Raw genomic sequence first — 24,710 nt, forward strand, 5'->3', positions numbered from 1 at the left:
TGAGTGGGGAAGCGGGGTGTTCCTTTCATACAATGGAAATATGACTATTCTGAATGTAATCGCAACCTCGCACGGCACCGACTCGGTCGCCGGTCGCGAGGCTATTACGCTGATTCGTGAGCAGATCAAGTTCCTGCTCGCGCAGCGTAACGACGGCGTGGAGTACCGTATCCACGCCGCATATGTGGATGTGGAATCTCCCAGCGTTGATGATGCCGCAGCCTCCCTGCCCAATGATGAGCCCTGCGTGATCGTGCCGATTCTGCTGTCGACCGGTTTCCACACTCAGGTGGATTTGCGTCGTGCCGCACGCAATAGCGGTATTGAGCGTATTAGTATTGGCGAGTCTCTGGGCCCGGATGCGCGCCTTGCCGCACTGACCCGCGCCCGCCTGGAAGAGGCTGGTTGGACTCCCGGCGATGGCCCTGTCGTTCAGGGTGCTGCGGGTTCTTCTCGTGCTGATGGTCGCGCGGATATGAGCCGTGCGGCTGAGATGCTGGCTGAGGAGCTGCACGTTCCGGTGCATCACGGTTTCGTTGCCGCGATTGATCCGAAGTTCCACGAGGTGGTTGCCGAGCATCAGCCTAAGTTTGCTGCGACCTACCTGCTGGCGGAGGGTTTCTTCTCCGGTAAGATGCGCCGTGACGCTGAGTCGACCGGTGTGCCGGTGAAGGTTGCCGCACCGCTGGTGAACGCGCAGGGCGGCGCTTCTGCTGCCGTGGTGGCGGAGTGCTTTATTGACCGCATGGATGCGGCTATTGCGCAGCTGGATGCCGCCTAGCGAATCAGGTTTGCGGTGCGTGTAGAGGCGCTCGCAAGGCTGAAAATGTTTATACAAAAAACCTCGGGACTGTTACGTCCCGAGGTTTTTGTGTTGCTGTCTTTGAGAGAGAAGTGTTGAGCGTTTAGGCGGTCTTGAGGTAGACGTCGCCGTCGCGGACCTCTACGGGGTAGACCTTGATGGAGTAGGAGGGGTCAGAGACGCACTCGCCGGTGGTCAGGTCGTAGACCTCCTTATAGAGGGGGGAGGTGATGGTGGGGTTGCCGTTCTTCTCGCCGACGATGCCGCGTGCGAGGACCAGTGCCTGGCTGTGCGGGTCGAGGTGGTCGCTGGCGAAGATGCCGTGCTTGGTCTTGTAGATCGCGTACTGGTAGCCGTCGACCAGGGCGACTTCACCCCAGTTTTCTTCGAGGTCAGATTCGGCGCAGATGCGTACCCAGTTCTCAGCCATGGGGGTTTCCTTTCGAAGCGGTGGTCTGCGCCGCGCGGGTGCAGGACACAATAACGGTTCGTGTGTTCTTTGTTTGGAGTTTACCTTATGAAACCCACATTTGGAAATGGGGCACGCGGAGGGTGCTAAAGGTTATTTTTACCCTAAAAAGACAATCTCAAATTTCATAGATTAGCCTTACCTAAATTAAGTTTAGGTAAGGTAAGAATACCCTATTTCAGCCCGGTATTCCGCGGATTTTTTGGAAAATTTTCCCAAAAAATACGGATTTTCGATACTTCGACCCCGCGCTAGAGTGTACGATAAAAGTCGTAGTTTAAAACGCCTTTTGACTGCCTGAAGAAAACAACATAATCCCACACAAAAATGTTTCGTAATTTTCAGATGCATTCTAAAGAAGCGGGCGCTCCAACTACTCGGTACGCATCAGGTACGAGCCCAACGGTACGGAAACTAGGAGTTCCAACGCCAGGCACGCCACAGCCGCGTACTGAGAGTAGACAAGTGCCATGAACTACCTGCATTACAACTAGGAAGGAAAATCCATGTCGCACACCCCCCGCAACATTCTCGTTGTCGGCGCAGGCCCCGCTGCGTGGCGTTTTGTACGCGCGTACCACGAAGGCGCTGAAGCTGCCGGTCGCGCAGCGGACACCATCACCGTCCTCAACGATGAGCCCTACATCCCCTACGACCGCGTTGCTATCGAGAAGATTTTCAAGGACACCGAGAAGGACCTGACCCTCGGTGACCCCGAACTGTGGAATGCAGAGAACATCAACCTGGTCAACAACTGCCACGCAGAGAAGCTTGACCGCACCCGCCGCGTCGTCACCGACACCGAGGGCAACGAGTACCCCTACGACGTACTGGTCTTCGCAACCGGTTCCCGCGCGGTTCGTATCCCCATTCTTAACTCGGACGCCGCACACGTCTTCCGCACCATTGACGACGTGAAGAACATGGTCTCCGAGGTCAACCGTCTGCAGTCCACCCTGGGCCGCGCACCCCGCGGTGTCGTCGTCGGTGGCGGTCTGCTCGGCCTCGAAGCAGCTGAGGGTCTGAAGGACCTGGGCGCAGAGCCCACCATCCTGGACGTGGCACCCTGGCTGCTCTCCGTTGAGGTTGACCAGGGCGGCGGTTACGCCGTGAACGCCCAGATCAAGGCAACCGGCATTGACATTGAGACCGGCGTGTACATCTCCGGCATCAACAAGGATGCTGACGGCAACGTCGTCTCCGTCTCCATCGCAGATTCTCCCTCTGAGGATGCAGAAATCCGCACCCTGCCCGCCGACATGGTGGTCTTCGGTGCCGGTATTCGCCCCAACGACGAGCTGGCACGCGACGCCGACCTGGCACTGGGCGAGCGCGGCGGTATTCTCGTCAACGACGCATGCCACTCCTCCGACGAGCACATTTGGGCTATCGGTGAGGTCGCCTGCGTGCTGGGCCGCACCTGGGGTCTGGTCGCACCGGCTAACGCTATGGCTGATGCTGTGGCAGCTAACCTGCTCAACGACAACGAAGAAGCTCAGGTTGAAGAGTTCGACATCGCAACCAAGCTGAAGTTCTCCGGCGTTCAGGTGGCTGGCTTCGGTGACCGCCGCGGCACCACCGAGGGCTGCCTCGAGGTTCTGTTCGCAGACCCCGCACGCGGTATGTACCAGAAGATCGTGACCAGCGGCGACGCAAAGACCCTGCTCGGTGGCGTGTTCGTCGGTGACACCGCTCCCTTCGACTCCCTCAAGCCCCTGCTCGGCCGCGAACTGCCCGCTGAACCGAACGTTTACCTGACCGCAGCTGGCGGCGGCGACGGCATCCCCGACACCGAACTGCCCGACGACGCAATCCTGTGTTCCTGCAACAACATCAGCTTCGGTGCTGTCCGCGAGGCAATCGTTGACGGCAACCACGATGTTGCATCCCTGAAGTCCTGCACCACCGCGGGTACCCAGTGCGGTTCCTGTGTTCCGATGCTACAGAAGACTCTGGAACAGCAGATGAAGAAGATGGGTCTGACCGTCTCCAAGGCACTGTGTGAGCACTTCGACTTCTCCCGTGCAGAGCTGGCTGAGGCTGTGCGTCTGACCAACCTGGACGACTTCGACTCCGTGCTGGCACGCTTCGGCCGCGGTGGCGACGGCTGTGCAATCTGTAAGCCGACCGTTGCGTCGATTCTCTCCTCCTTCCGCAACTCCTACGTCCTGGACGCTGGCCGCGGTGGTATTCAGGAGACCAACGACCGTGCGCTGGCAAACATGCAGAAGAACGGTACCTACTCCGTCGTTCCGCGTATTCCCGCAGGTGAGATTCCCGCTAAGAAGCTGGGCGTCATCGCAGAGGTCGCTGAAGAGTTCGGTCTGTACGTGAAGATCACCGGTGCGCAGCGTATCGGTATGTTCGGTGCTCGCCTGGAGCAGCTGCCCTACATTTGGGAGCGCCTGGTGGATGCCGGCTTCGAGTCCGGTCAGGCATACGGTAAGTCCCTGCGTAACGTGAAGTCCTGCATGGGTTCGACCTGGTGCCGCTTCGGTGTTCAGGACTCTACCGGCATGGCAATCCAGCTGGAGAACCGTTACCGCGGTCTGCGTTCCCCGCACAAGTTCAAGTTCGGCGTTTCCGGTTGTAACCGTGAATGTGCTGAGGCACAGGGCAAGGACGTTGGTCTGATCGCAACCACCAACGGCTGGAACCTGTACCTGGGCGGTAACGGTGGTGCAAACCCCGCTCACGGTCGCCTCTTCGTCAAGGACGCCTCCAGCGAGGACATCATCCGCTACATCGACCGCTACCTGATGTACTACATCCGTACCGCAGACAAGCTGCAGCGTACCGCTCGCTGGCTTGAGGACCTGGATGAGGAGCACGGCGACGGTCTGGCACACCTGCAGTCCGTCCTCATTGAGGACTCCCTGGGCGTGTGCGAGGACCTGGAGCGCGACATGCAGCGTCACGTTGACTCTTACGAGGACGAGTGGGCAGCAACCCTGCGTGACGAGCGCCGCCTGCGCCGCTTCCGTGCCTTCATCAACGAGCCCAACGGCAGCGACGAGGGTTCGCACCTGTACGTGCTGGAGCGCGAGCAGATTCGCCCCGCAACCCCCGAGGAAATTGCGGCGGCAGAAGCTGGCGAGTCCGACACCGTCCTGCTGACCGGTACCAAGATTCCCGTGGGTAAGCCCAGTGACCTCAACCCGGTCCCGGCAGCATAGTATGTGCCCGAAGATTCCTCCGTTCCCGCCCCGCGAGTTCGCCACTATCGACGAAGTACTCGCGGGCGGGGCGCCCGGGCACAGCCTGGACGATAGCGTGACGGAACGCGGCATTCTTCTGCCCGGCGAGCCTGCTGAGAACCCCGGCAAGGTCTACATTGTGGGTGGCGGCCCCGGTGCCGCTGACCTGCTGACCCTGCGTGCGGCACGTGCCCTGAGCGAGGCGGACGTGGTCCTTCTGGATCACCTCGCCCCGCAGGAGTACGGCGAGTACGCACCGAACGCCCTCATCGTTGATGTGGGCAAGGTTCCCGGTAAGCACGCTGTTCCGCAGTCCCGCATTCAGCAGCTCATGATTGATTACGCGCTCTCGGGTAAGACCGTGGTGCGTTTGAAGGGCGGCGACCCGTACGTGTACGGTCGCGGCGCTGAAGAGCTGGATGCGTGCATCGCCGCCGGCCTGGAGGCTGAGGTTATCCCCGGCATTACCAGCGCCATTGCGGTTCCTGCGCGTGCTGCGATTCCGGTGACCCTGCGTAAGGTATCCTCGATTTTCACCGTCATTTCTGGTCACTCCGGCCTGTCGGAGACCGAAGTGTCGGCGGTTGAGGCGACCCTGCGTGCCCAGGGCACCGTGGTGCTGCTGATGGGCGTTCGTACCCTGCCCGATACGGTGGCGTCTCTGCTCTCTCGTGGGATTGAGGCTGACACGCCGCTGGCAACCATTGAGAACGGTTTCTCTGAGAAGGAGCGCGTGACTGTCACGACCCTTGAGAACGCTCAGGTAGATTGCGCATCGGTTAAGGCGCCGGCTATTACCGTCATCGGTGAGGTCGTGCATTATGCTCGCGATAATCAGAACCGCTTTGTGAGCGAGGTTCACGAGCGTCTGCGTGAGCGTTCCACCTCCTAGAGGCGGTGCGCCAGATAGTATTGCGCAGCCCCGCATCCTTGGTTTTCCTAGTTGCCAAGGAGCGGGGCTGTTGCTGTGCCGGGTTATATTGCCGCGCCGGAACACCGTGGCACAAAAACATACGAAAGCGGGGCGGGTATCAGTTGATACCCGCCCCGCTTTCATCAGGGGCGCTGCGCTCAAATCCTAATCTTGGAGCTTAGAATCTCAGTGCCTAGATCTTGAAATCGTTGCTGCTACCGGAGCTAGAGCCACCGGAGCTGCCGGAGCCGCCACCGCTGGACTTGCTTGCCGAAGCCGATGAGGAGGGGCCCTCAAAGACCTTGCGGAATCGGTCGCTGTACTCCGACACAAAGTACTCGCGGCTGGTCACGCGCCACTTGCCCTCGGCGTACACCACGTAAATCACGACATCCAGGGTGCTTGCCTTCTGAGGCTCACCCGTGCCCTTCTGGTAGATGGTGTATTCCTTGACAACATCCCGGCAGGGGAACGCCACAACAGCCAAATCGGAAGAGGCAAGAGCCTTCGCATCGAGATCGTCACGGATGCTCAGCTTGCTCTCGTAGTCCTTAGTCCAACCGCCCGCAGCGTAGAGCTTAGCAATAGCCTTCAGGTTGTTGACCAGACCGCTGTCAGCGCCGTGGACCAGACCCTTGAGGTACTGCAGATCGCCGCTGTACATCGCGGCAATGTACGCGCTCTGGTAAGCAGCCAGGGTCTTGTAGGCGCCCTCGAGGGAGACGGTACGCTGAGCCACAGTATCAATGACCGGGATCGGAACGTTCTTCGCGGGGGAGGTGTCGGTCGGCTCAACATAGTGCGCAATGGCGGGCTTGTACTCGTACTTGACGTCGCCAATGTACTTCTTATAGTCCTTCAAGAACTCGTCAGACGGAATAATCTTCGCGCTGTTACGGCTTGACGAGGACGAAGACGAAGCGGATGCCGAAGCCGAGGCAGACTCAGAAGGCGAAGCCGACGCAGACGCCGAGGGAGAGGCGCTCGGGGAGCCGGAGAAAGTGTCGCCGCTACCGGTGGGGCGAATATCCTTGTTGAAGGCGCATCCTGCTAGAGTCAAAGCACCGGCGGTCAGACCGCCAAAAAGAACGGTGCGGCGGGTCAATCCGTTTCGGTCGTTAGCAGAGAAGCTGGTGTGTGCACTCGGCCGGAAGGACATGGTATCTCCTGAAAGTGGTTGATCGAGGTAACTCGCAACGCTGCGATGCGTACGAGAGACTCTTCCTCATCGTTTTGTATGGTGCGCGGTACAGGGGGGGTACCGGGATACGGGTGTGCCGGAGCGTGAACTGCGGCGGTATGAAGTATCCACTTCTTACTATAGAAGACTGGTTTTAAAACTTCGTCAAAAAACCCTGGACATTGTCTTTAAGGCACAATAACCCAAAGTCGGTGAGGTGCAGGGGGAACTGTGCCTCAACGACTTTGGGCTAGTGCGTATGAAATTGGTGAGATGGGGCGGCTCTCGACCGGGGGTATTAGACCCCTGCGGATTTAGACCTTAGTGGAGCCGCGACCCGAAGAACCGCTAGAACCAGCGGAACCGGAACCTCCGGAACTAGAAGAGTCGGAAGAATCGGAAGAGCCCTTGCCGCCATTCAGATAGTCGTTGCCGATTCGCCACCACTTACCCTCGGTGTAGAGCATCACGTGCGGAATGGCTACCTGAGTAATCGCCGGTATCTTGCGTTCGGAGCCGTCCGGCTGATGGATGGCGGTGGCAGAATACTTGGCGTCTATCATGATTTCTACATAGCCGTCACCGTTCTTCAGGGCGGTTCGAGGCTCCGTATTCCGCATGGAAATGCTGCACGTGAAGTCCATGTACCAGCCGTTCTGCTCATACAGTTCCTTGACCGCCTTGACCTCGTCGATGGCGCTCTTGTCTGCCGGGTAGGTCAGCTCAATCGCCTGATCTGCATAGCGGCCATCCTTGAGTGCGGTAATCTGTGCGCTGTAGTATGCGCGCAAGGTCTCGTAGGCGCCCTGGAACGTTGGTTCCTCACGGTGCGGAACGGTCTTGAGGGGCTTGGGTACGTTCTTCGCCGGGGAGGAATCCGTTGCGGGCTGGTACTCACCCATGTATTCGCCGGTCAGCTTCAGGGGGCCGGGGTACTTTTCCCAACCCTCAACGAGTGCATCCTTAGATACGGGTACGCGCGCCGCGCCGGACGAACTGCTCTTAGCGCTTGCCGAAGCCGTTGCCGAGGCAGACGGTGAAGCGGAAGTGCTCGCAGAAGAACTAGCGGTCGCGCTCGCAGAAGAAGTGGGGGAGCCGATCTTAGCCTTCGCCTCTTCGCTCAGCGGGCGAATATCGGAGGCGCAACCAGCCATGAGGGAAACCGCGCCACCGAGTAGCAGGGTGCGGCGGCTTAAGAGGCGGGAAGTAGCGGAACGGGTACTCGAAGAGCGGTCGGGTGAGAGCATCGGTGAACTCCTTGATTTTTTCCGAGGCAGGCTCGGGGCACCCGGCGGCGGGCGCGTGGTTGTATGGCGTGTTGGGCGAGGTCGTGAAAGGGGGTGAAACTTCGGGTAGGTGCCGCGGTTTCAGACCCTGTCCGGAAGTGACCTCGGGTGTACCTCACGCCGTGGGCTAGAGGTACTGGTGAACTCATCTTTGAGACTGCTGTGGTCGCGCCCCGGTGAGAGGGTAGATGTTATCGAATCATCATTGATGTGTTACACGATTCATTTTAGACTATTTTGAGCTCAAAATGCACGAAAAAGCACCTTAGTAATCCCTGAGAGCCTATGGGGCATTCAAGATATCAATCACTGTAAAGTATTACGGCTGCCCCCTGCTGGTGAGGAGTTATGTGATGGAGGCGACTACTTGGCGAGGGGGTTGCGCGCATGTCGAGCTAAGTGATTTCGGTCATATTTATGACTTGAAAAATAAAAGAGCTGCGCCTCAGTATTTCCAAAAGGCGGGGGAGAGGAGGGTGTTTAGTTTAATCTTCTGACCGTAAGGAGGTCTTCAATAGTCCAGAAGAAATACCCGATTCAATAAGGGGAAACCCGCTCGGCAATCCCCAAATATGCACTCTATTCACCCGCTATGCATTGCTGAACCATCCGGAAAAACCGGTTCCCACACGGAATACTGAGGGGATGAAAACTTGCAGAGGTGAATATCTAGTGGAATTACATCGGTGTTCACCCCATATCTTGTGGTTGTACCGACACTAATCCCGCAGGCTCCCTTGAAAAAATCGAAACCCACTTAAAGCAACACGCAAGGAATGTAAAAACATACATCCTTAAACACGCCCGAGTGCGGGGTGGGGCAAGACCCCTTAAGCCCCCTACTCGCTCTAGATATCGCCGAACGAAGAACCATTCTGTTTTGCGCCTCCAGTATCGGTGCATTAGAAAAGTGCTGTTCAAACCCACACCCCGCGGGGTTGCATACAGACACAAAAGCCACATAAACTATTAGTGTTTGCAACGACCCGGCCATCACCGGCGAGCAATTCGGAAGAACGGACCGCACCTGCGGACACCCGCCAATCGCTGCGGCGAGGGTGTCTTAGCGGAAGAGATGTAGTCCCAGTAGAACCGGACGGTTAAGCCCGATATAGCTGTAATAAGCGACTGATACCCGCCCAACGCGCCGCTCTTCCGGTGGCTAGGTATCGCGGACATACACCGCGGCACCCCGTAGCCCCGGGAGGGTTCGGTGCGTTGAGCTGTTAAATCAGTAAGCAAGGTGGTACCGCGCCGCATCCTGCCCCCGGCACAGCCCGGATCAGTCAGTGATGCCCAGGCGTCCTTGCACCCGTCATGTCAATCCTCACCCGCTGAAACGGTGGGACGACGAGTGCTACGTACCCTGTCGCCCCAACCTCTCAGCGTTGAGAACAACAGATAAGGGCGCACAAACACATGTCCCATGTTTACCCCAAGGCGAGCGCCTTCGAAGCCGCAGGAAGCGGCGTCACCGCATCGCCCAAGTTCCCCGCACTCGAAGAGGCAGTCCTCGACTACTGGAAGAAGGACAACACCTTCTCCGCATCCGTCGAGAACCGCCCCGCAGGCGAAAACGGCGAAAACGAATTCGTCTTCTACGACGGCCCTCCCTTCGCGAACGGCCTGCCCCACTACGGCCACCTGCTCACCGGCTACGCCAAGGACCTCGTCGCACGCTACCAGACTCAGCGCGGCCACAAGGTAGAACGCCGCTTCGGCTGGGACACCCACGGCCTGCCCGCAGAACTCGAGGCAATGAAGCAGCTCGGCATGACCGACAAGCGCGAAATCCTCGAAATGGGCATCGACAACTTCAACGACGCTGCCCGCGCATCCGTGCTCAAGTACACCAACGAGTGGGAAAAGTACGTCACCCGCCAGGCACGCTGGGTCGACTTCGAAAACGACTACAAGACCCTGAACGTCGAGTACATGGAGTCCGTCATCTGGGCGTTCAAGCGCCTCTACGACAAGGGCCTGACCTACCAGGGCTTCCGCGTGCTGCCCTACTGCTGGAAGGACGAGACCCCCCTCTCCAACCACGAGCTGCGCATGGACGACGACGTGTACAAGGACCGCCAGGACCAGACCGTCACCGTCGCATTCCGCCTCACCGCAGACACCGCCCTCGGTGCTGACGAGAAGGTCGCCGCAGAACTCGACGGCGTCGAAGCACTCGCATGGACCACCACCCCCTGGACCCTGCCCACCAACCAGGCGCTCGCCGTCGGACCCGAGATTGAATACTCCGTCGTACCCGGCGCAGGCAAGTTCGAGGGCCGTTCCTTCCTGGTTGCCTCCGAGCTGCTCGGCTCCTATGCCAAGGACCTCGGCTACGAAGGCGACCAGCCCGAAAAGGACGCAGCCGCAGCCGTCACCGCACGCTACACCGGCTCCCAGCTCGAGCACGTACGCTACACCCCGCTGTGGGACTACTTCGCAGACACCGAAAAGTGGGGCACCGAAACCTCCTGGCAGATCCTCGTCGCCGACTACGTCACCACCGGTGACGGTACCGGCATCGTCCACCAGGCACCCGCCTACGGTGAAGACGACCAGAAGGTCTGTGAAGGCTACGGCATCCCCGTGATCCTCTCCCTCGACGAAGGCGCAAAGTTCCTGAACCTCTTCGCCGAGCCTACCGCCTCCGGCTCCACCGCCTTGGCTGAAATCGCGGGCGTGCAGGCATTCGACGCGAACCGCACCATCATCAACGCCCTCAAGGCAGACGATGTGCTGATCCGCGAGAAGTCCTACGTGCACTCCTACCCGCACTGCTGGCGCTGCCGCACCCCGCTCATCTACCGTGCAATCACCTCCTGGTACGTGAAGGTCACCGACTTCAAGGACCGCATGTACGAGCTGAACAAGCAGATCAACTGGATCCCGGAAAACGTGAAGTACGGCCAGTTCGGCAAGTGGGTTGAGAACGCACGCGACTGGTCCATCTCCCGTAACCGCTTCTGGGGCTCCCCGATCCCCGTGTGGGTTTCGGACGACCCGAACTACCCGCGCATGGACGTGTACGGCTCCCTCGAAGAGCTCAAGGCAGACTTCGGCCGCCTGCCCCTGAACAAGGACGGCGAACCCGACCTGCACCGCCCGTACATTGACGAGCTGACCCGCCCGAACCCGGACGACCCGACCGGCAAGTCCACCATGCGTCGCGTGGAAGACGTGCTCGACGTCTGGTTCGACTCCGGCTCCATGCCCTACGCGCAGGTGCACTACCCCTTCGAGAACCAGGAATGGTTCGAGAACCACTACCCGGCAGACTTCATCGTCGAGTACATCGGTCAGACCCGCGGCTGGTTCTACGTGCTGCACGTCCTGGCGACCGCGCTCTTCGACCGCCCCGCGTTCAAGAACGTCATCAGCCACGGTATTGTGCTCGGCTCGGACGGTCAGAAGATGTCCAAGTCCCTGCGCAACTACCCGGACGTCTCCGAGGTCCTCGACCGCGACGGCTCCGACGCAATGCGCTGGTTCCTGATGTCCTCCCCGATCCTGCGCGGCGGCAACCTGATCGTGACCGAGCAGGGCATCCGCGAGGGTGTACGCCAGGTCATGCTGCCGCTGTGGAACGTCTACCACTTCTTCGCCCTGTACGCTAACGCTGCCAACAACGGTGAAGGCTACAGCGCAAAGCTCAAGTACGACTCGCAACACGTGATGGACCGCTTCATCCTCGGCAAGACCCGCGAACTCATCGAGCAGGTCACCGCCGCGATGGACTCCTACGACATCTGGAACGCCTGCGAATACCTGCGCCAGTACGCCGACGCACTGACCAACTGGTACGTGCGCCGCTCCCGCGAGCGCTTCTTCAACGAAGACACCGACGCATTCGACACCCTCTACACCGCACTGGTGACCGTGTCGAAGGTCGCCGCGTCCCTGCTGCCGCTCAGCAGCGAGGAAATCTACCGCGGCCTCACCGGCGAACGCTCCGTGCACCTGGCTGACTGGCCCGAGGCATCCGCTTTCGCTGACGAGTCCGACCTGCTGGCTCTCATGCAGACCGTGCGTGAGGTCTGCTCCGCCGGTTCGGCACTGCGCAAGGAAAAGAAGATCCGCGTGCGCCAGCCGCTGCAGAAGATGACCGTGGCGATCGCACCCGAGCAGTTCGCGGCACTGGGCACCGCTTTCGGCGAGAAGGGCGCGGAGTACTTCGCGAACATCGTCGAGGACGAGCTGAACCTGCGCCAGGTGGAGCTGGTCAGCGCCGACACCGTCGACCCCGCCGACTACGGCATCTCCCAGCAGCTGAAGGTCAACGCACGTGCGGCAGGTCCGCGCCTGGGCAAGCAGGTGCAGGTTGCCATTAAGGCTTCCAAGTCCGGTGACTGGACTGTGACCGAGGACGGTACCGTCCTGGTCGGCGTGGCAGCTCTGGACGGCGGCCTGGCCCTGGAAGAGGGCGAATACGAGCTGGCAACCGTGGTTGCCGCTGACGCTGAGGGTGCTGAGCACACTGCGGCTGCGGTTCTGCCCGGTGGCTTCCTTGTCCTCAACATTGAGCTGACCGACGAGCTGGTTGCCGAGGGTATCGCCCGCGATACCATCCGCGCTATTCAGCAGGCACGTAAGGACGCCGACCTGAACGTTGCGGACCGCATCAACCTGAGCATCGCGGCACCGGAGGAAACTCTGGCAGCTCTGCGCACCAACGAAGCACTGGTGACCGGCGAAACCCTCGCCGTGTCCCTGCAACTGAGCGAAGCAGCCGAGCTGAGCATTAGCGTAGCCAAGGCATAAAACGCCTGAACCGTACGGCCGTCCCGCCCCCTTCACGGGCGGGGCGGCCCGTCGTCTATCCCGCCGCACGGTTATCCCGCCGCACGGTGGGCCCCTGCCGGCACCGGCCGGCTATCCCAGTGAGGAGAACAATGAGCGAGAAGAATTACCCCGCAATTCCCGACCCCGAGGGCGTGGAGCGGGTCTACGGTGAACTGCTGGCGCGAGCACCCGAAAACAAGATGGCGCCGCGCCTGGACGCTGTGGCGCGCGCCGTCGAAATCCTCGGCGACGTGCACCGTGCCGCGCCGGTCATCCACATCACCGGCACGAACGGCAAGACCAGCACCGCCCGCATGATTGAGGCGCTGCTGCTCGGCCACGATCTGCGTGTGGGCCGCTTTACCAGCCCGCACCTTGAAAGCGTCACCGAACGTATCTGCATTAACGGTGCACCCGTACCGGACGCCACCTTCGTGCGTATTTGGGAGGAAATCGCCTCCTACCTGCAGATTGTGGACGCGGAGATGACCTCCCGCGGCGAGCCCGCCCTGACCTTCTTCGAGTCCGTTACCGTGCTTGCCTTCGCGATTTTCGCGGACGAGCCGGTGGACGTGGTGGTGCTCGAGGTCGGTATCGGCGGCACCTGGGATTCCACGAACGTTGCCGACGGCGTGGTTTCCGTGGTCACCCCGATTGGTCTGGACCATACCGACATGCTCGGCGAAACCCTCGCCGAGATTGCGACCGAAAAGTCCGGCATTATCAAGCCCGGCGGCTTCTTGATTTCTGCGGCACAGGACCCGGAAGCGGCGGATGTGCTGCTCGCCTCCGCCCGCGAGAAGGAAGCATCCTTCGCCTTCGAGGGCGTGGAGTTCGGCATTGTCTCCCGTGAGCTTGCGGTCGGCGGTCAGCTGCTGACCCTGCGCGGCCTGGCGGGCGAGTACCCGGATGTGCCGCTGTCCCTGCACGGTGCGCATCAGGCGCAGAACGCCGTGGTGGCTCTCGCCGCCGTGGAGGCGTTCTTCGGCGGTCAGCGTCAGCTGCCCGAGGACGTGGTGCGTACCGCGTTTGAGACGGTGCGTTCGCCGGGTCGTCTGGAGGTTGTACGCACCGAGCCGCTGACCATCCTGGACGCGGGCCACAACCCGCACGGTGTGCGTGCTTCCGCGGCTGCGCTGACTGAGGCGTTCAAGCTTTCGCACCTGCACGCGGTGGTTGGCATCCTGGGTGAGAAGGATGCGCTGGGCATGTTTGAGACCATGCGCGAAGAGTATGTTGACGCTTCGGACGGTACGTTCCGCCTGTATCTGGCGGCGTCGGATTCGCCACGTGCGATTGCCCCGGAGCGCCTGCACGAGCTCGCCCTGGACGCTGGTCTGGACGAAGACTCGATTGAGGTGTTCGAGCACCTGGACGAGGCGATTGCCACCGCCATGGAGAACGCCCTCTTCGAGCAGGAGTCGGCGGGCGTGCTGATTACCGGTTCGATTACGGTCATCGGTGAGGCGCGTACCCTGCTGGCTGCGCATGAGCAGGCGAAGACCCCCGGCGCTGAGGCTGAGGAGCTACCGGATGAGCTGCCCGCCGAGGGCGCTTATGCGGGTTCTGCGGGTGCGGCGTCGGCTTCGACTCTGGCTGCCGCGGCGGCTGCGGCTGCCTCTGCTGAGCCGGATGAGCTGCTGGACGGCATCATGGCTGAGCTGGGTGGCGAGTCTGCGGCGGGTTCTTCGCTGGAGGATTCGCTGGGTCTGCCGCTGGGTGACTCGTACACCGATGATTTCTTCGGTGACGATGATTCCGAAGACGAATAAAGCCCACTGAGGTTATTGATGAGAAGGCGGGGTGCCGCCCCCTAGCTGGTTTTACCGGCTGGGGGAGTGGCACCCCGTTTTTTCGTGCCCCCGCTTTTTATGCCTCCGCCCTCATGCTCCCACTCGAACGCATGATTTCTCACGTGTTCCCATGGGCTCTCACCTAACCCCAATCGCGCGAGTTTGACCGGCATCATCCGCCCTCACCCACCCAAAAATCGAAAAGAACGAAAATTTTGGGCACCGGGGGCGCAAAACCGGGCACGCCTTCGCATCACGGTGCTATATTCGCTGAGGCGCCGGCCCCAACGCCTGAGGCCGCACCAACACACCCGCACACATACGCATACCAGCGACGGTATGCCACATAGTGAAAGGCACCCATCATGCCCGCACCCTTCACCGATTTGATTGGCACCGATTCGTTCACCGAGTCCCTACGCCAGGAGAACCTCGACACCTGGCTTGCCGCCACGAATCACCGCTTTGTTGCTGAGCTTTTTGACGGCTCGATTGCCCCGCAGGTCATGGCGGGGTACCTGGTGCAGGACTACCGCTTCCTCGATACCTTCCTCGCCCTGATTGGTGGCGCTATCGCTAACGCTGATACTCTCGCGGGTCGTCTGCGCCTCTCCAAGTTCGCGGGCGAAATCGCGGGCGATGAGAACACCTACTTCCTGCGTTGTTTTGAGACTCTGGGCGTGACCGAGCATCAGCGTGAATCCATGCCCGATACGGAGGCGACCACCGGCTTCAAGCGCCTCTTCCTCGACGCTGCGGCAAGCGGCAGCTACGCGGCGATTCTGTCGGTGCTGATGGTTTGCGAGGGCCTGTACCTGGATTGGGCGTCTAAGGCTCCCGCCAAGCGCCCCGATTCTTTTGTGCACCACGAGTGGATTACCCTGCACGACTACCCGGAGTTCCGTGAACTGGTTGATTTCCTGCGCCGTGAACTGGACCGTGTGGGCCCGTCGGATGCGCAGGCTGCCCGCGAGTTCTTTAGCCGCGCGGTGGAGCTGGAGCAGCAGTTCTTTGACGAGTCGTACACCCACCCGCTGCCCTAACGCACTGCCCTCACGTGCCGTCTGTGCGCTCCACGGTAGTTGCCGTGGGAGCCGCCGCGCGTCGATAAGGCGAATGCCATAGAAAACATGCGCACCATGCCCCGGAAGGTCCCGCCCGCCGCTACGTTGCGGGCTCCTTCCGGGGCTTTTGTGTTTAAGGTACGTCACAAAAATGCGCCTATTTGCATGATTTGAGGCGTCATATAGTAAATGTAGAAGCTAATGGCGTGCTATTGAGCAATGTGAGAGGCTAGGATAAATGGGGTACTGCTTCCGGGGTGCTGGCTATGCCGCGCCGGTACGTACCCGCTACTGCACGAGGTGAGGCGCACCCTTGAGGAACCTAACCGGTACCTCCTCAACCGTCCCCGGCGTCTGCCGCTTTGACGGTTGCTGCGCCCCTCAACACTACAGAGCTTAAGACGGTGCTGCTGGGACAGTACCACCGTAAAACACTATCTAAAGGAGTCGTATGAGTACCGCCGCATCGAGTACTACCGAGCCCACCCGCGCTGAAAAAGAAGCGCAGCACGGGCACGCGGGAACCCCGGGCAGCTACTCAGACCGACAGCTCGGATTCTGGTTGGTTGGCGCCGGCCTAATCGCACTCATTTCTTCAGCGATTCTGGTGTACGAGCGCCTGCAGATTTACATTGATGCCGGCCACTCCACGGTCTGCGATATCAACGCCCTGCTCAGCTGCGGCACGGTGATGCGCACCCCGCAGGCGGAAGCTTTCGGCTTCCCGAACCCGTTCATTGGTCTGGTGGGCTTCTCGATTGTGGTGACTATCGGTGCCGCGATCATGGCGGGTGCACAGTTCAAGAAGTGGTTCTGGGTCTGCATGAACATTGGTCTGGCTGCGGCAACCGCGTTCATCATGTGGCTGTGGTACCAGACGACGTTCCAGATCAACGCCCTGTGCCTGTTCTGCATGATCGTGTGGATTATGACCATCACGCTTTTTGTGAAGACCACGGTCCGCAATATCTCGGCGGGTGTTATTCCGGCGTCGCAGTCGATGCGTGAGAGCGCTCGCGGCTGGTCCTGGTTTGCGATTAGCCTGTGGCTGATCCTGATTTTCGGCATCATCGTGATCCGCTTCTTCGAGGTCATTGTGAATATGATGCGCTAAGCATTTGAGGGCTGATGCCCCGAACATGCAACGCCCCGGTACGTGTTGGTGCCGGGGCGTTGCTGTGTCTGCGGGCGGGTGAGGCTGCGCAGAATATACCGGGCTGGGGCGCCGCGCAGAATACGCCGGGCTAGTTGCGCCGGGTAGCGGGGGAGGCGCCGGTGACCCGAGCCGTGAAGTCAGCGGGGAGGCGGCGCGGGTGCGTATAATGGTCAGGTATATTCTTGAGCGGCGTCAGCCGGAGCCGCCTGCGGGTTTTGCCTGCGGCGTTGACTGCCTGCCGTTCTGCTGGACACTAGATTCTTGATACCCCTTCGAGGAGAACCGTGAAGACTACCGGAATTGCCGCAATGGGCGCTGCTGCTGTTATTTTTCTGACTGCCCTGCTGTTGCTGACTGCCGGTCACTTCTCGCTGCTGTGGGTGATTCTGCTGGTTGTTTCTCCGTTTGTTTTCATTCTGGGTGTTCCGTTCGCGACCGGTTCCGGTCCGGAGTACCTGCCGACCGACCCGAAGCTTGCTCAGCAGGCTCGTGAGGCGCGCGATGCGGAGCTGGGTCTGGACTAGTTCCTTCTCTGAAAGTTTTTTGAAGCCGGGTGGTGCGTAGTGGCACGCCCGGCTTTGCTGTACCCGCAATGCGTCCGCCGCAGAGTGCCCGCGGCAATGTGCCCGTGCATCCTGCCGGGAGGTGAAGCCCAGATAGGATGGGCGGGGTGGCTTAGAGGTACCCTCTACCGGGTATAATGGAACACGGTGTCTTGTGCGCCCCGCACGCGCATAAAGATCCCCACCAACGCATCGAGGGAGAGTACCCGAAGAGCGCCGGCTATAAGCCGCGGAGCATAACTGTCGCACCGCGCGGGCCGCCCGCCTCGGCGAAGAAACCCGAAGACCGGCAGGGCACCCAGGAAGGGTGTGAGCGTGCCGTGCTCGAGAGCGAGGTGGCTGTGACCGTCGCGGCGCGCTCTGCGTTCCGCCCGCTCGCCCCCTACGGCAGAAGCACTGAACGAGATAGTGCCCGGTAGCGCCGATGAACGCGCGCCGTAGGGTGAGGCTTGAGCCGCGGTGACAGCAACTAGGCTTTGCGCTGTATGCGCGCTGTTAAAATCCTTGCGGTGCGGAGCAGGGTGTAACGAAAGAAGATTAATGTCTGACGAGAAGAACGTCGAACTTGGGGTTTTTGAGGCGCTGAACGCCCTCGCGGAGGAGAAGAACGCCTCTGCAGAGACCCGTGAAACTCTGCGTAAGAATGTTCGTGAGAGCTCTGACGCCCAGCAGGGTACTGAGCGCCGCCGTCCGGGTCGCCCGAAGAAGGAGAAGGCTCCTGAGGTTCCCCTGGATGAGGCGATTGCGGCTGGCCTGACCAACCTGCGTAACGCTAAGGCTAAGCACGCGCCGGCACCGAAGGCTGCCGCTCCCGCTGCGTCTGAGACCGAGGTTGCTTCTACTCTGGATAGCCTGTTTGAGGCTGCTGAGAAGAAGGCGGCTGAGCCTGCTGTCGTGGAGAAGGCCGCTAAGGTCGAGACCGTTGAGAAGACCGCGAAGGTGGAGGAAGTTGTTGCCCCTGCCGCTGAGTCTGCTGAGCCGGTTGCTGAGAAGAAGGTGGCTGAGCCCACTGCCGAGTCTGCCGTTGAGGTGAAGGAAGAGACCGCCAAGGTTGAGGTCGTAACCCCCGCAAAGGCTGAGGAAGCTGAGAAGACCGAGGCTGCCGTTGAAGCTCCTGTTGCTGAAGATACTGAGCAGAAGGCTGAAGAGGCTGCCGCTGAGCAGCCCGCCGAGGCTGCTGCAGTTGCTGAGGAATCCGCAACCGAAGAAGCTGCACTCGAGGCACCCGCCGCAGAAGAGTCTGCTGAGGAGTCCGAGGAACCGGCTGAGCCGGTAAAGACCATTAGCGATCTGCAGCGCGAAAAGCTGCAGGAGCTGCGCTCGCGTACCCCGATGGGTGCGATGCCGCTGTTCATGGCGCCCGAGCCGGAGGAGCTGAGCGAGCTTGCTGTTGCCGCCAAGCTGGAGCGTGAAGCACGCCGCGCCGCTGCCGAGGAACAGAAGCGTAAGGAGCGCATGGAGCGCCGCCGCGAGGAGGCTGCCGCTGAGGCTGAGGTGACGAGCCACCGTCGCCGTCGCCGTCGCCGCGGTACCGAAGATATTGAGATTGAGGGCGGCGTTGATGATGAGGTTGAGACCGTCACCAAGGTGCGTGCACCGCGCCTGGCTGACTCTCACGCATCCAACACTGTGACCGGTGTGCGCGGTTCTACCCGCCTGGAGGCGAAGCGTGTGCGCCGCCGCGAGTCCCGTTCCCTGGGTCGCCGCCGCCACATCGTGACCGAGGCTGAGTTCCTGGCTCGCCGCGAGTCCGTGGACCGTCAGATGCTGGTTCGTCAGAAGGACGGCCGCATCCAGATTGGTGTGCTTGAGGACGGCGTGCTGGCTGAACACTTCGTGTCCAAGACCCAGCAGGATTCCCTGATTGGTAACGTGTACCTGGGTAAGGTTCAGAACGTTCTGCCGTCCATGGAAGCTGCGTTCGTTGACATTGGACGCGGCCGCAACGCTGTGCTGTACGCGGGCGAGGTCAACTGGGATGTCACCGGTCTGGACGGTGCGCCCCGCAAGATTGAGAACGCCCTGAAGCCCGGCGATTCGGTTCTGGTGCAGGTCACCAAGGACCCGATTGGTCACAAGGGTGCCCGCCTGACCAGCCAGGTTTCCCTGCCCGGCCGCTTCCTGGTGTACGTGCCGGGTGGTTCGATGACCGGTATTTCCCGCAAGCTGCCCGACACTGAGCGTGCTCGCCTGAAGAAGATTCTGAAGGACAAGCTGCCCGAGGGTGCTGGCGTGATTGTTCGTACCGCGGCGGAGGGTGCTTCTGAGGAGGAGCTGACCCACGACATTAACCGTCTGCGTGCGCAGTGGGAAGAGATTCAGGAGAAGGCTAACTCCCGTAAGGTGCTGGCTCCGGAGATGCTCTACCAGGAGCCTGACCTGATGATTAAGACCGTACGTGACGTCTTCAACGAGGACTTCACCGCGATGATCGTTCAGGGCGAGAACGCGTGGGATTCCATCGAGGCGTACGTGACGTACGTGGCGCCGGACCTGGTCTCCCGCCTGCAGAAGTGGGATTCCGCGGATGACCTCTTCGATCACTACCGCATTAACGAGCAGCTGGCGAAGGCACTGGACCGTAAGGTGTACCTGCCTTCGGGTGGTTCGCTGGTGATTGACCGCACCGAAGCCATGACTGTGGTGGACGTGAACACCGGTAAGTTCACCGGTAGCGGCGGCAACCTGGAAGAGACTGTCACCAAGAACAACCTGGAAGCTGCTGAGGAGATTGTCCGTCAGCTGCGTCTGCGCGATATTGGCGGCATTATCGTCATTGACTTCATTGACATGGTGCTTGAGTCGAACCGTGACCTGGTTCTGCGTCGCCTGATTGAGTGCCTGGGCCGTGACCGTACCAAGCATCAGGTGGCTGAGGTGACTTCGCTGGGTCTGGTTCAGATGACCCGTAAGCGCCTGGGTACCGGTCTGCTTGAGGTCTTCTCGGAGCCCTGCGAGCAGTGTGCCGGCCGTGGCCTGGTGGTTCACGATCAGCCGCTGAGCGGTCGTAGCGGTGGCGCGTCGGATTACGTCCACCGCCATGAGCGTAATGACCGTAAGCGTAGCCGTGCCGCTGCCCGCGAGGATTCTCGTGACCAGCAGAAGCAGGATGCTCTGGAGTCGAAGAAGGCTGAGCGCCGTAACGCTATGGCTGCGGTGGCTGCCGCATCCGCCCAGGCTGATGAGGCTTCGGAGGAGACCACTTCGACCCGCAAGAAGCGTAAGCGCCGCAAGCGTTCGCGCCGCGCGGAGACCGCTGAGCTTTCGCTTGAGCAGGAGATTCAGGGTATTGCCGAGGCTGCCAGCGAGCAGGCCCACGCGGAGGTTGCTCAGCGTGAGGACAAGGTCGCTGAGGTCACCGAGGGCAACTGGATCGGTGAGCAGGGCGGTTTCTCCCTGGAACAGCTGGCAAGCGCGTTCGACCGCGTGGAGGAGGAGTCCGCTGAGGATTCCTCGAAGGACTCTGCTGAGGGCCGTTCTGATCAGGATCGTTCTGAGGAGCGTCGTTCGTCCAAGCGTGGCGAGAAGAAGTCTTCTCGTAACCGTAAGCGCCGCGAGCTGACCGATGCGGATATCGCCGCTGTGGAGGATTCCGGCGCGGGTGCGCTGGAGGACGAGCACCACGTTGACCCGGAGCTCGACCCGCGCTTTAGCCGCTCTTCGGATCGTTTCGAGGCGATTCGCGCCGGTGAGGCGAAGGCTCGTGCTTCTCAGAAGGCTGGCCGTATTGCCCGTGCCGAGGGCGAGTCGTTCCGTTCGAACCGTGAGGATTGTGCGGCGAAGCGCCAGGACCGTGAGCAGCAGAACGCTGAGGCAACCTCCGCTGAGGTAAACTCGGGTGTGCAGAAGGCTCAGGAGTCCAAGCGTGTTGAGCGTGAGGACCTGCGCATTGAGGATGTTCGTGAGACCCCGCGTGCGTCCCGCCGCCGTGCTCGTCGCGCCGCTGATGAGAAGCGCGCCGAGAAGGCAGCTGAGCAGAGCGTGGCATCCGAGCAGGCACCCGCAAAGGCTGATAAGATTGAGAAGTCTGAGTCTCGCCCGGTTGTGACCGGCGTGATTGGTGCTCCGGCTGTGACCGGTGTGGTGGGCGCAGCTCCCGCAGTGGTTGAGGCTCCGGTTGAGGAAGCCCAGAAGCCTGCGGCTCAGGTGCCCGGTTCGACCCCGCGTAAGCGTCGCACTCGCCGTGCGGCTTCGAGCGCTGGTGCCGGTGCTCAGGTCGTGACCGTGGATGCTTCCGAGCGTGCTGAGGGTTCCGTGGTTGCTTCCGCTTCTGTTGCGGATGTGGCTCCGGTGGCTGATGACGCTTCGGCTCCTGTCTTGTTCGGCATTGGCGTTGCTGCTGCCGACATTAAGCGTGAAGGTAAGGACGATTAGTCTTTAGCTTCCGATCATCGGAATTCCGATGGTGTGTGTATATGAGATAGCCTCGGTAGGGCGAGCCGGAACTTCCCTACCGAGGCTATTTTTTCTGTGCGTGTGCTGCGTCATTTTAAAGGCGCTACTAAGAGTGCGGTGCAGTATTAGAGGAGCATCACGTGGTGTCTGCGGATAATCCGCAAAATTATCTATTGCGCGGCGCGTAGATCATGCCGTATCCTTAAGGACTGGTGTTTATCTCAGTGAAGCCCTATCGACGCAGGGCCAGCGGGAGACACCGCTCCCACCCGCATCGTCTTCGGCGCGGTCGAGTATTCGGCTGAGTTGGAACGTGCGGGAGAGAGACACCACCGGTGAGCCTCGCGTGTTGGCTTCGGCGGGCAATCCCGCCGGAACGCACGGGCCGTTCCTCCTTGTTCGCGGTCATTCGACTGGCGGGGGAGGGCGCACAGCAATGAAAGCGCAGGCTGCTCATTCGTGTGAGATTCAAGAAGCAAGTTGTCGAGAAAAGTGAGTCCCATAGTGGCATACGCGATTGTACGCGCTGGCGGCCGCCAGGAGAAGGTTTCCGTAGGCGACCTCGTTACCCTTGACCGTGTTGCAGGCGAGCCCGGCAGCACCATCGAGCTGCCCGTGCTGCTGCTCGTCGACGGTGACAAGGTCACCGCTGACGCAAAGTCCCTGGCTTCCGCCAAGGTTGTTGCTGAGAAGGTTGAGGACCTGCGCGGTCCGAAGATCGTTATTCAGAAGTACAAGAACAAGACCGGTTACAAGAAGCGTCAGGGCTTCCGCGCCGAGCTGACCACCGTCAAGATTACCGCTATCAACGCGTAATCGAAACGACCGGAATTCAACCCTAAGGTAGGAATACAGAATGGCACACAAGAAGGGCGCAAGCTCCACCCGTAACGGCCGTGACTCGAACCCCCAGTACCTCGGTGTTAAGCGCTACGGCGGCCAGTCCGTCAACGCAGGCGAGATTCTCGTTCGCCAGCGCGGCACCCACTTCCACCCCGGCCTGAACGTTGGCCGCGGTGGCGACGACACCCTGTTCGCTCTGGCAGCAGGCACCGTCGAATTCGGTACCCGCAAGGGCCGCAAGGTCGTTAACATCCTGGCAGCAGCTGAGTAATACTCACCGCTAGGGCAGAGGGGGTAGGCGTTAGTCTACCCCCTCTCGCTATGACCTCGAATGCCGTGGACGCCCGTGCTGGGCTCCACGATGAGGCGCACCCCAACCCGGTCGCGCCTGCCGCCGCATCCGCAGCATGATTGGTGTGTGCCGTGCGGTGGCGAAGTGAAGATTTTCCAAGATAAGGAGAACCCGTGGCAGAATTCGTGGACCGCGTGGTCTTGCATGTATCTGGCGGTCGCGGAGGTAACGGCTGCGTCTCCGTGCGACGTGAAAAGTTTAAGCCCCTGGGCGGCCCTAACGGCGGTAACGGTGGTAATGGTGGCGCGGTGATTCTGCGCGTAGATAACCAGACCACGACCCTGCTGGAGTACCACCACAGCCCGCACCAGCACGCCCCGAATGGCGATATTGGTCGTGGCGATATGCACCACGGCTATAACGGTGAGGACCTGGTTCTGACCGTGCCGCAGGGTACTGTGGTGAAGGACCGCGAGGGTAATGTTTTGGCTGACCTGCTGCGTGTGGGCGACGAGTATGTTGCTGCCCGTGGCGGTATGGGCGGTCTGGGTAACGCTGCGTTGGCTTCGGCTAAGCGTAAGGCTCCCGGTTTTGCTCTGTTGGGCACCCCCGGTGAAGAGGCTGATATTGTTCTGGAGCTCAAGTCCATTGCGGATGTGGCTCTGGTGGGTTACCCCTCGGCGGGTAAGTCTTCGTTGATTGCTGCGATTTCTGCGGCGCGTCCGAAGATTGCTGACTATCCGTTCACCACTTTGATCCCGAACCTGGGTGTGGTGCAGGCGGGCGATGTTCGCTACACCGTCGCGGATGTTCCGGGTCTGATTGAGGGCGCTTCGGAGGGCCGCGGTCTGGGTCACCGCTTCCTGCGCCATGTGGAGCGTTCTTCGGCTCTGGTGCACGTGATTGACTGCGCTACTTTGGAGCCGGGCCGCGACCCGATCAGTGACTTTGAGGTGATTCGCGGCGAGCTACAGAACTATGAGGTTGACCCGACTGCGGGTGTGACCGTGCCGCTGCACGAGCGTCCGCAGATTGTGGTGCTCAATAAGATTGACGTTCCTGAGGCTCGTGAGCTGGCTGAGTTTGTTCGCCCCGAGTTTGAGGAGATGGGCTTCAAGGTCTTCGAGATTTCGACGGCTTCCCATGAGGGTCTGAAGTCCCTGATCTTTGCGATGGCACAGCTCGTTGAGGAGGACCGCGTGGCTCGTGCCGCTGCCGAGAAGGAAGCGGAGCGCGTGGTTGTTGAGGCTCCTGTGGTTCGCCCGAAGGGCTTCCGCGGTAAGAAGAAGCAGGAATTCACTATTCGCCGCGAGGAACGTAACCTTGAGCCGCTGTTCCGCGTGATTGGTGAGAAGCCTGAGCGTTGGATTCAGCAGACTGACTTCAATAATGATGAGGCTGTCGGCTACCTGGCGGACCGCCTGGCGCGCCTGGGCGTTGAGGATGAGCTGTTCAAGGCTGGTGCTCGTGCCGGTGACGCCGTGGTGATTGGCGAGAACGACAACTCGGTGATCTTCGATTGGGAGCCGACCATGGTCGGTGGCGCTGAGCTGCTGTCCTCCCCGCGTGGTACGGACGCTCGTCTGGAAGAGATCATTCGCCCGACTCGTGCGCAGAAGCGTGTGGAGTACAAGGAGCGTATGGACGCGAAGGCGGAGGCTCGTGCCGAGCTGGAGTCCGAGCGCGCTGCAGGCGTGTGGACCGAGTCGGTTGAGTACCGCAAGAAGCTGAAGGAAGGCAAGGTCGACGAGAATATCGACATGCCGAACGTCGAGGACTAATAGCTGAAGCGTTAGCTGTTGCTTAGACAGCTGTTGCCTAGACAGTGAATGGTGCCGCGCACCGGGGTTTGCCCCGGTGCGCGGCACTTTCTTGTGTGCTGTGCGGTTGTCTCTCGCGCCGGATGTGTGTGTTGGAACATTCGGGTGAGCCTGTGGTCGGGCGTGCTGGCTGGGTATTCCACTGGCGGCTTAGC

The 24,710-nt window shown here is 60.7% G+C and carries 15 protein-coding genes; 12 read left to right on the forward strand and 3 right to left on the reverse strand.

Annotated elements, in window-relative coordinates:
• Positions 1–40: 40 nt before the first annotated feature.
• Positions 41–781 (forward strand): sirohydrochlorin chelatase, encoded by a 741-nt coding sequence (locus HMPREF2894_RS00410; RefSeq protein WP_246826990.1) that lies wholly within the window; start codon positions 41–43, stop codon positions 779–781.
• A gap of 124 nt (positions 782–905) precedes the next feature.
• On the opposite strand, the gene nirD is transcribed toward HMPREF2894_RS00410, so the two are convergent.
• The gene (nirD, locus tag HMPREF2894_RS00415) at positions 906–1,232 is read right to left on the reverse strand and encodes a nitrite reductase small subunit NirD (RefSeq protein WP_049350096.1); all 327 of its coding nucleotides are present in this window, start codon (positions 1,230–1,232) and stop codon (positions 906–908) included.
• Between the two features lie 545 nt (positions 1,233–1,777).
• Here nirD and nirB point away from each other — a divergent pair.
• Together nirB and cobA are read left to right on the forward strand one after the other, a co-directional pair.
• Complete coding sequence (gene nirB / locus HMPREF2894_RS00420; protein WP_049345594.1) at positions 1,778–4,447, forward strand: nitrite reductase large subunit NirB; 2,670 nt, start codon at positions 1,778–1,780, stop codon at positions 4,445–4,447.
• Between the two features lies 1 nt (position 4,448).
• Positions 4,449–5,360, forward strand: a complete 912-nt coding sequence (gene cobA / locus HMPREF2894_RS00425) for a uroporphyrinogen-III C-methyltransferase (protein WP_049352392.1) — start codon at positions 4,449–4,451, stop codon at positions 5,358–5,360.
• Between the two features lie 214 nt (positions 5,361–5,574).
• Here cobA and HMPREF2894_RS00430 read toward each other — a convergent pair whose 3' ends face one another.
• Both HMPREF2894_RS00430 and HMPREF2894_RS00435 read right to left on the reverse strand, forming a co-directional pair.
• Entirely contained in the window at positions 5,575–6,540 is a 966-nt protein-coding gene (locus tag HMPREF2894_RS00430; protein ID WP_070593389.1) for a DUF6318 family protein, read from the reverse strand.
• Between the two features lie 335 nt (positions 6,541–6,875).
• Positions 6,876–7,808, reverse strand: a complete 933-nt coding sequence (locus HMPREF2894_RS00435) for a DUF6318 family protein (RefSeq protein ID WP_070677322.1) — start codon at positions 7,806–7,808, stop codon at positions 6,876–6,878.
• Between the two features lie 1,458 nt (positions 7,809–9,266).
• Here HMPREF2894_RS00435 and ileS point away from each other — a divergent pair.
• The 9 genes from ileS to obgE all read left to right on the forward strand — a co-directional run bounded on the left by ileS (position 9,267) and on the right by obgE (position 24,516).
• The gene (gene ileS, locus HMPREF2894_RS00440; protein WP_070677324.1) at positions 9,267–12,608 is read left to right on the forward strand and encodes an isoleucine--tRNA ligase; all 3,342 of its coding nucleotides are present in this window, start codon (positions 9,267–9,269) and stop codon (positions 12,606–12,608) included.
• 131 nt (positions 12,609–12,739) lie between these two features.
• Positions 12,740–14,401, forward strand: a complete 1,662-nt coding sequence (locus tag HMPREF2894_RS00445; protein ID WP_070677328.1) for a bifunctional folylpolyglutamate synthase/dihydrofolate synthase — start codon at positions 12,740–12,742, stop codon at positions 14,399–14,401.
• Between the two features lie 386 nt (positions 14,402–14,787).
• A complete protein-coding gene (locus HMPREF2894_RS00450; protein ID WP_070677331.1) occupies positions 14,788–15,465 on the forward strand; it encodes a TenA family protein in 678 nt (225 codons plus the stop codon).
• A gap of 472 nt (positions 15,466–15,937) precedes the next feature.
• On the forward strand, positions 15,938–16,600 hold the full coding sequence (locus tag HMPREF2894_RS00455) for a vitamin K epoxide reductase family protein (RefSeq protein WP_049352377.1): 663 nt from the start codon (positions 15,938–15,940) through the stop codon (positions 16,598–16,600).
• A gap of 326 nt (positions 16,601–16,926) precedes the next feature.
• Positions 16,927–17,166: a nucleoside-diphosphate sugar epimerase gene (locus HMPREF2894_RS00460; RefSeq protein WP_070677334.1), complete on the forward strand. Its 240-nt coding sequence runs from the start codon at positions 16,927–16,929 to the stop codon at positions 17,164–17,166.
• Between the two features lie 579 nt (positions 17,167–17,745).
• Positions 17,746–21,579: an Rne/Rng family ribonuclease gene (locus tag HMPREF2894_RS00470; RefSeq protein ID WP_070677337.1), complete on the forward strand. Its 3,834-nt coding sequence runs from the start codon at positions 17,746–17,748 to the stop codon at positions 21,577–21,579.
• Between the two features lie 525 nt (positions 21,580–22,104).
• The gene (gene rplU, locus HMPREF2894_RS00475; protein ID WP_005505764.1) at positions 22,105–22,416 is read left to right on the forward strand and encodes a 50S ribosomal protein L21; all 312 of its coding nucleotides are present in this window, start codon (positions 22,105–22,107) and stop codon (positions 22,414–22,416) included.
• A 40-nt stretch (positions 22,417–22,456) separates the two neighbouring features.
• Positions 22,457–22,714, forward strand: coding sequence for a 50S ribosomal protein L27 (gene rpmA / locus HMPREF2894_RS00480; protein ID WP_005505766.1), 258 nt, complete (start codon positions 22,457–22,459; stop codon positions 22,712–22,714).
• Between the two features lie 194 nt (positions 22,715–22,908).
• On the forward strand, positions 22,909–24,516 hold the full coding sequence (gene obgE / locus HMPREF2894_RS00485) for a GTPase ObgE (protein ID WP_070605333.1): 1,608 nt from the start codon (positions 22,909–22,911) through the stop codon (positions 24,514–24,516).
• Positions 24,517–24,710 lie beyond the last annotated feature (194 nt).

The sequence above is a fragment of the Rothia sp. HMSC066G02 genome, from assembly GCF_001813145.1.
Lineage (GTDB): Bacteria > Actinomycetota > Actinomycetes > Actinomycetales > Micrococcaceae > Rothia.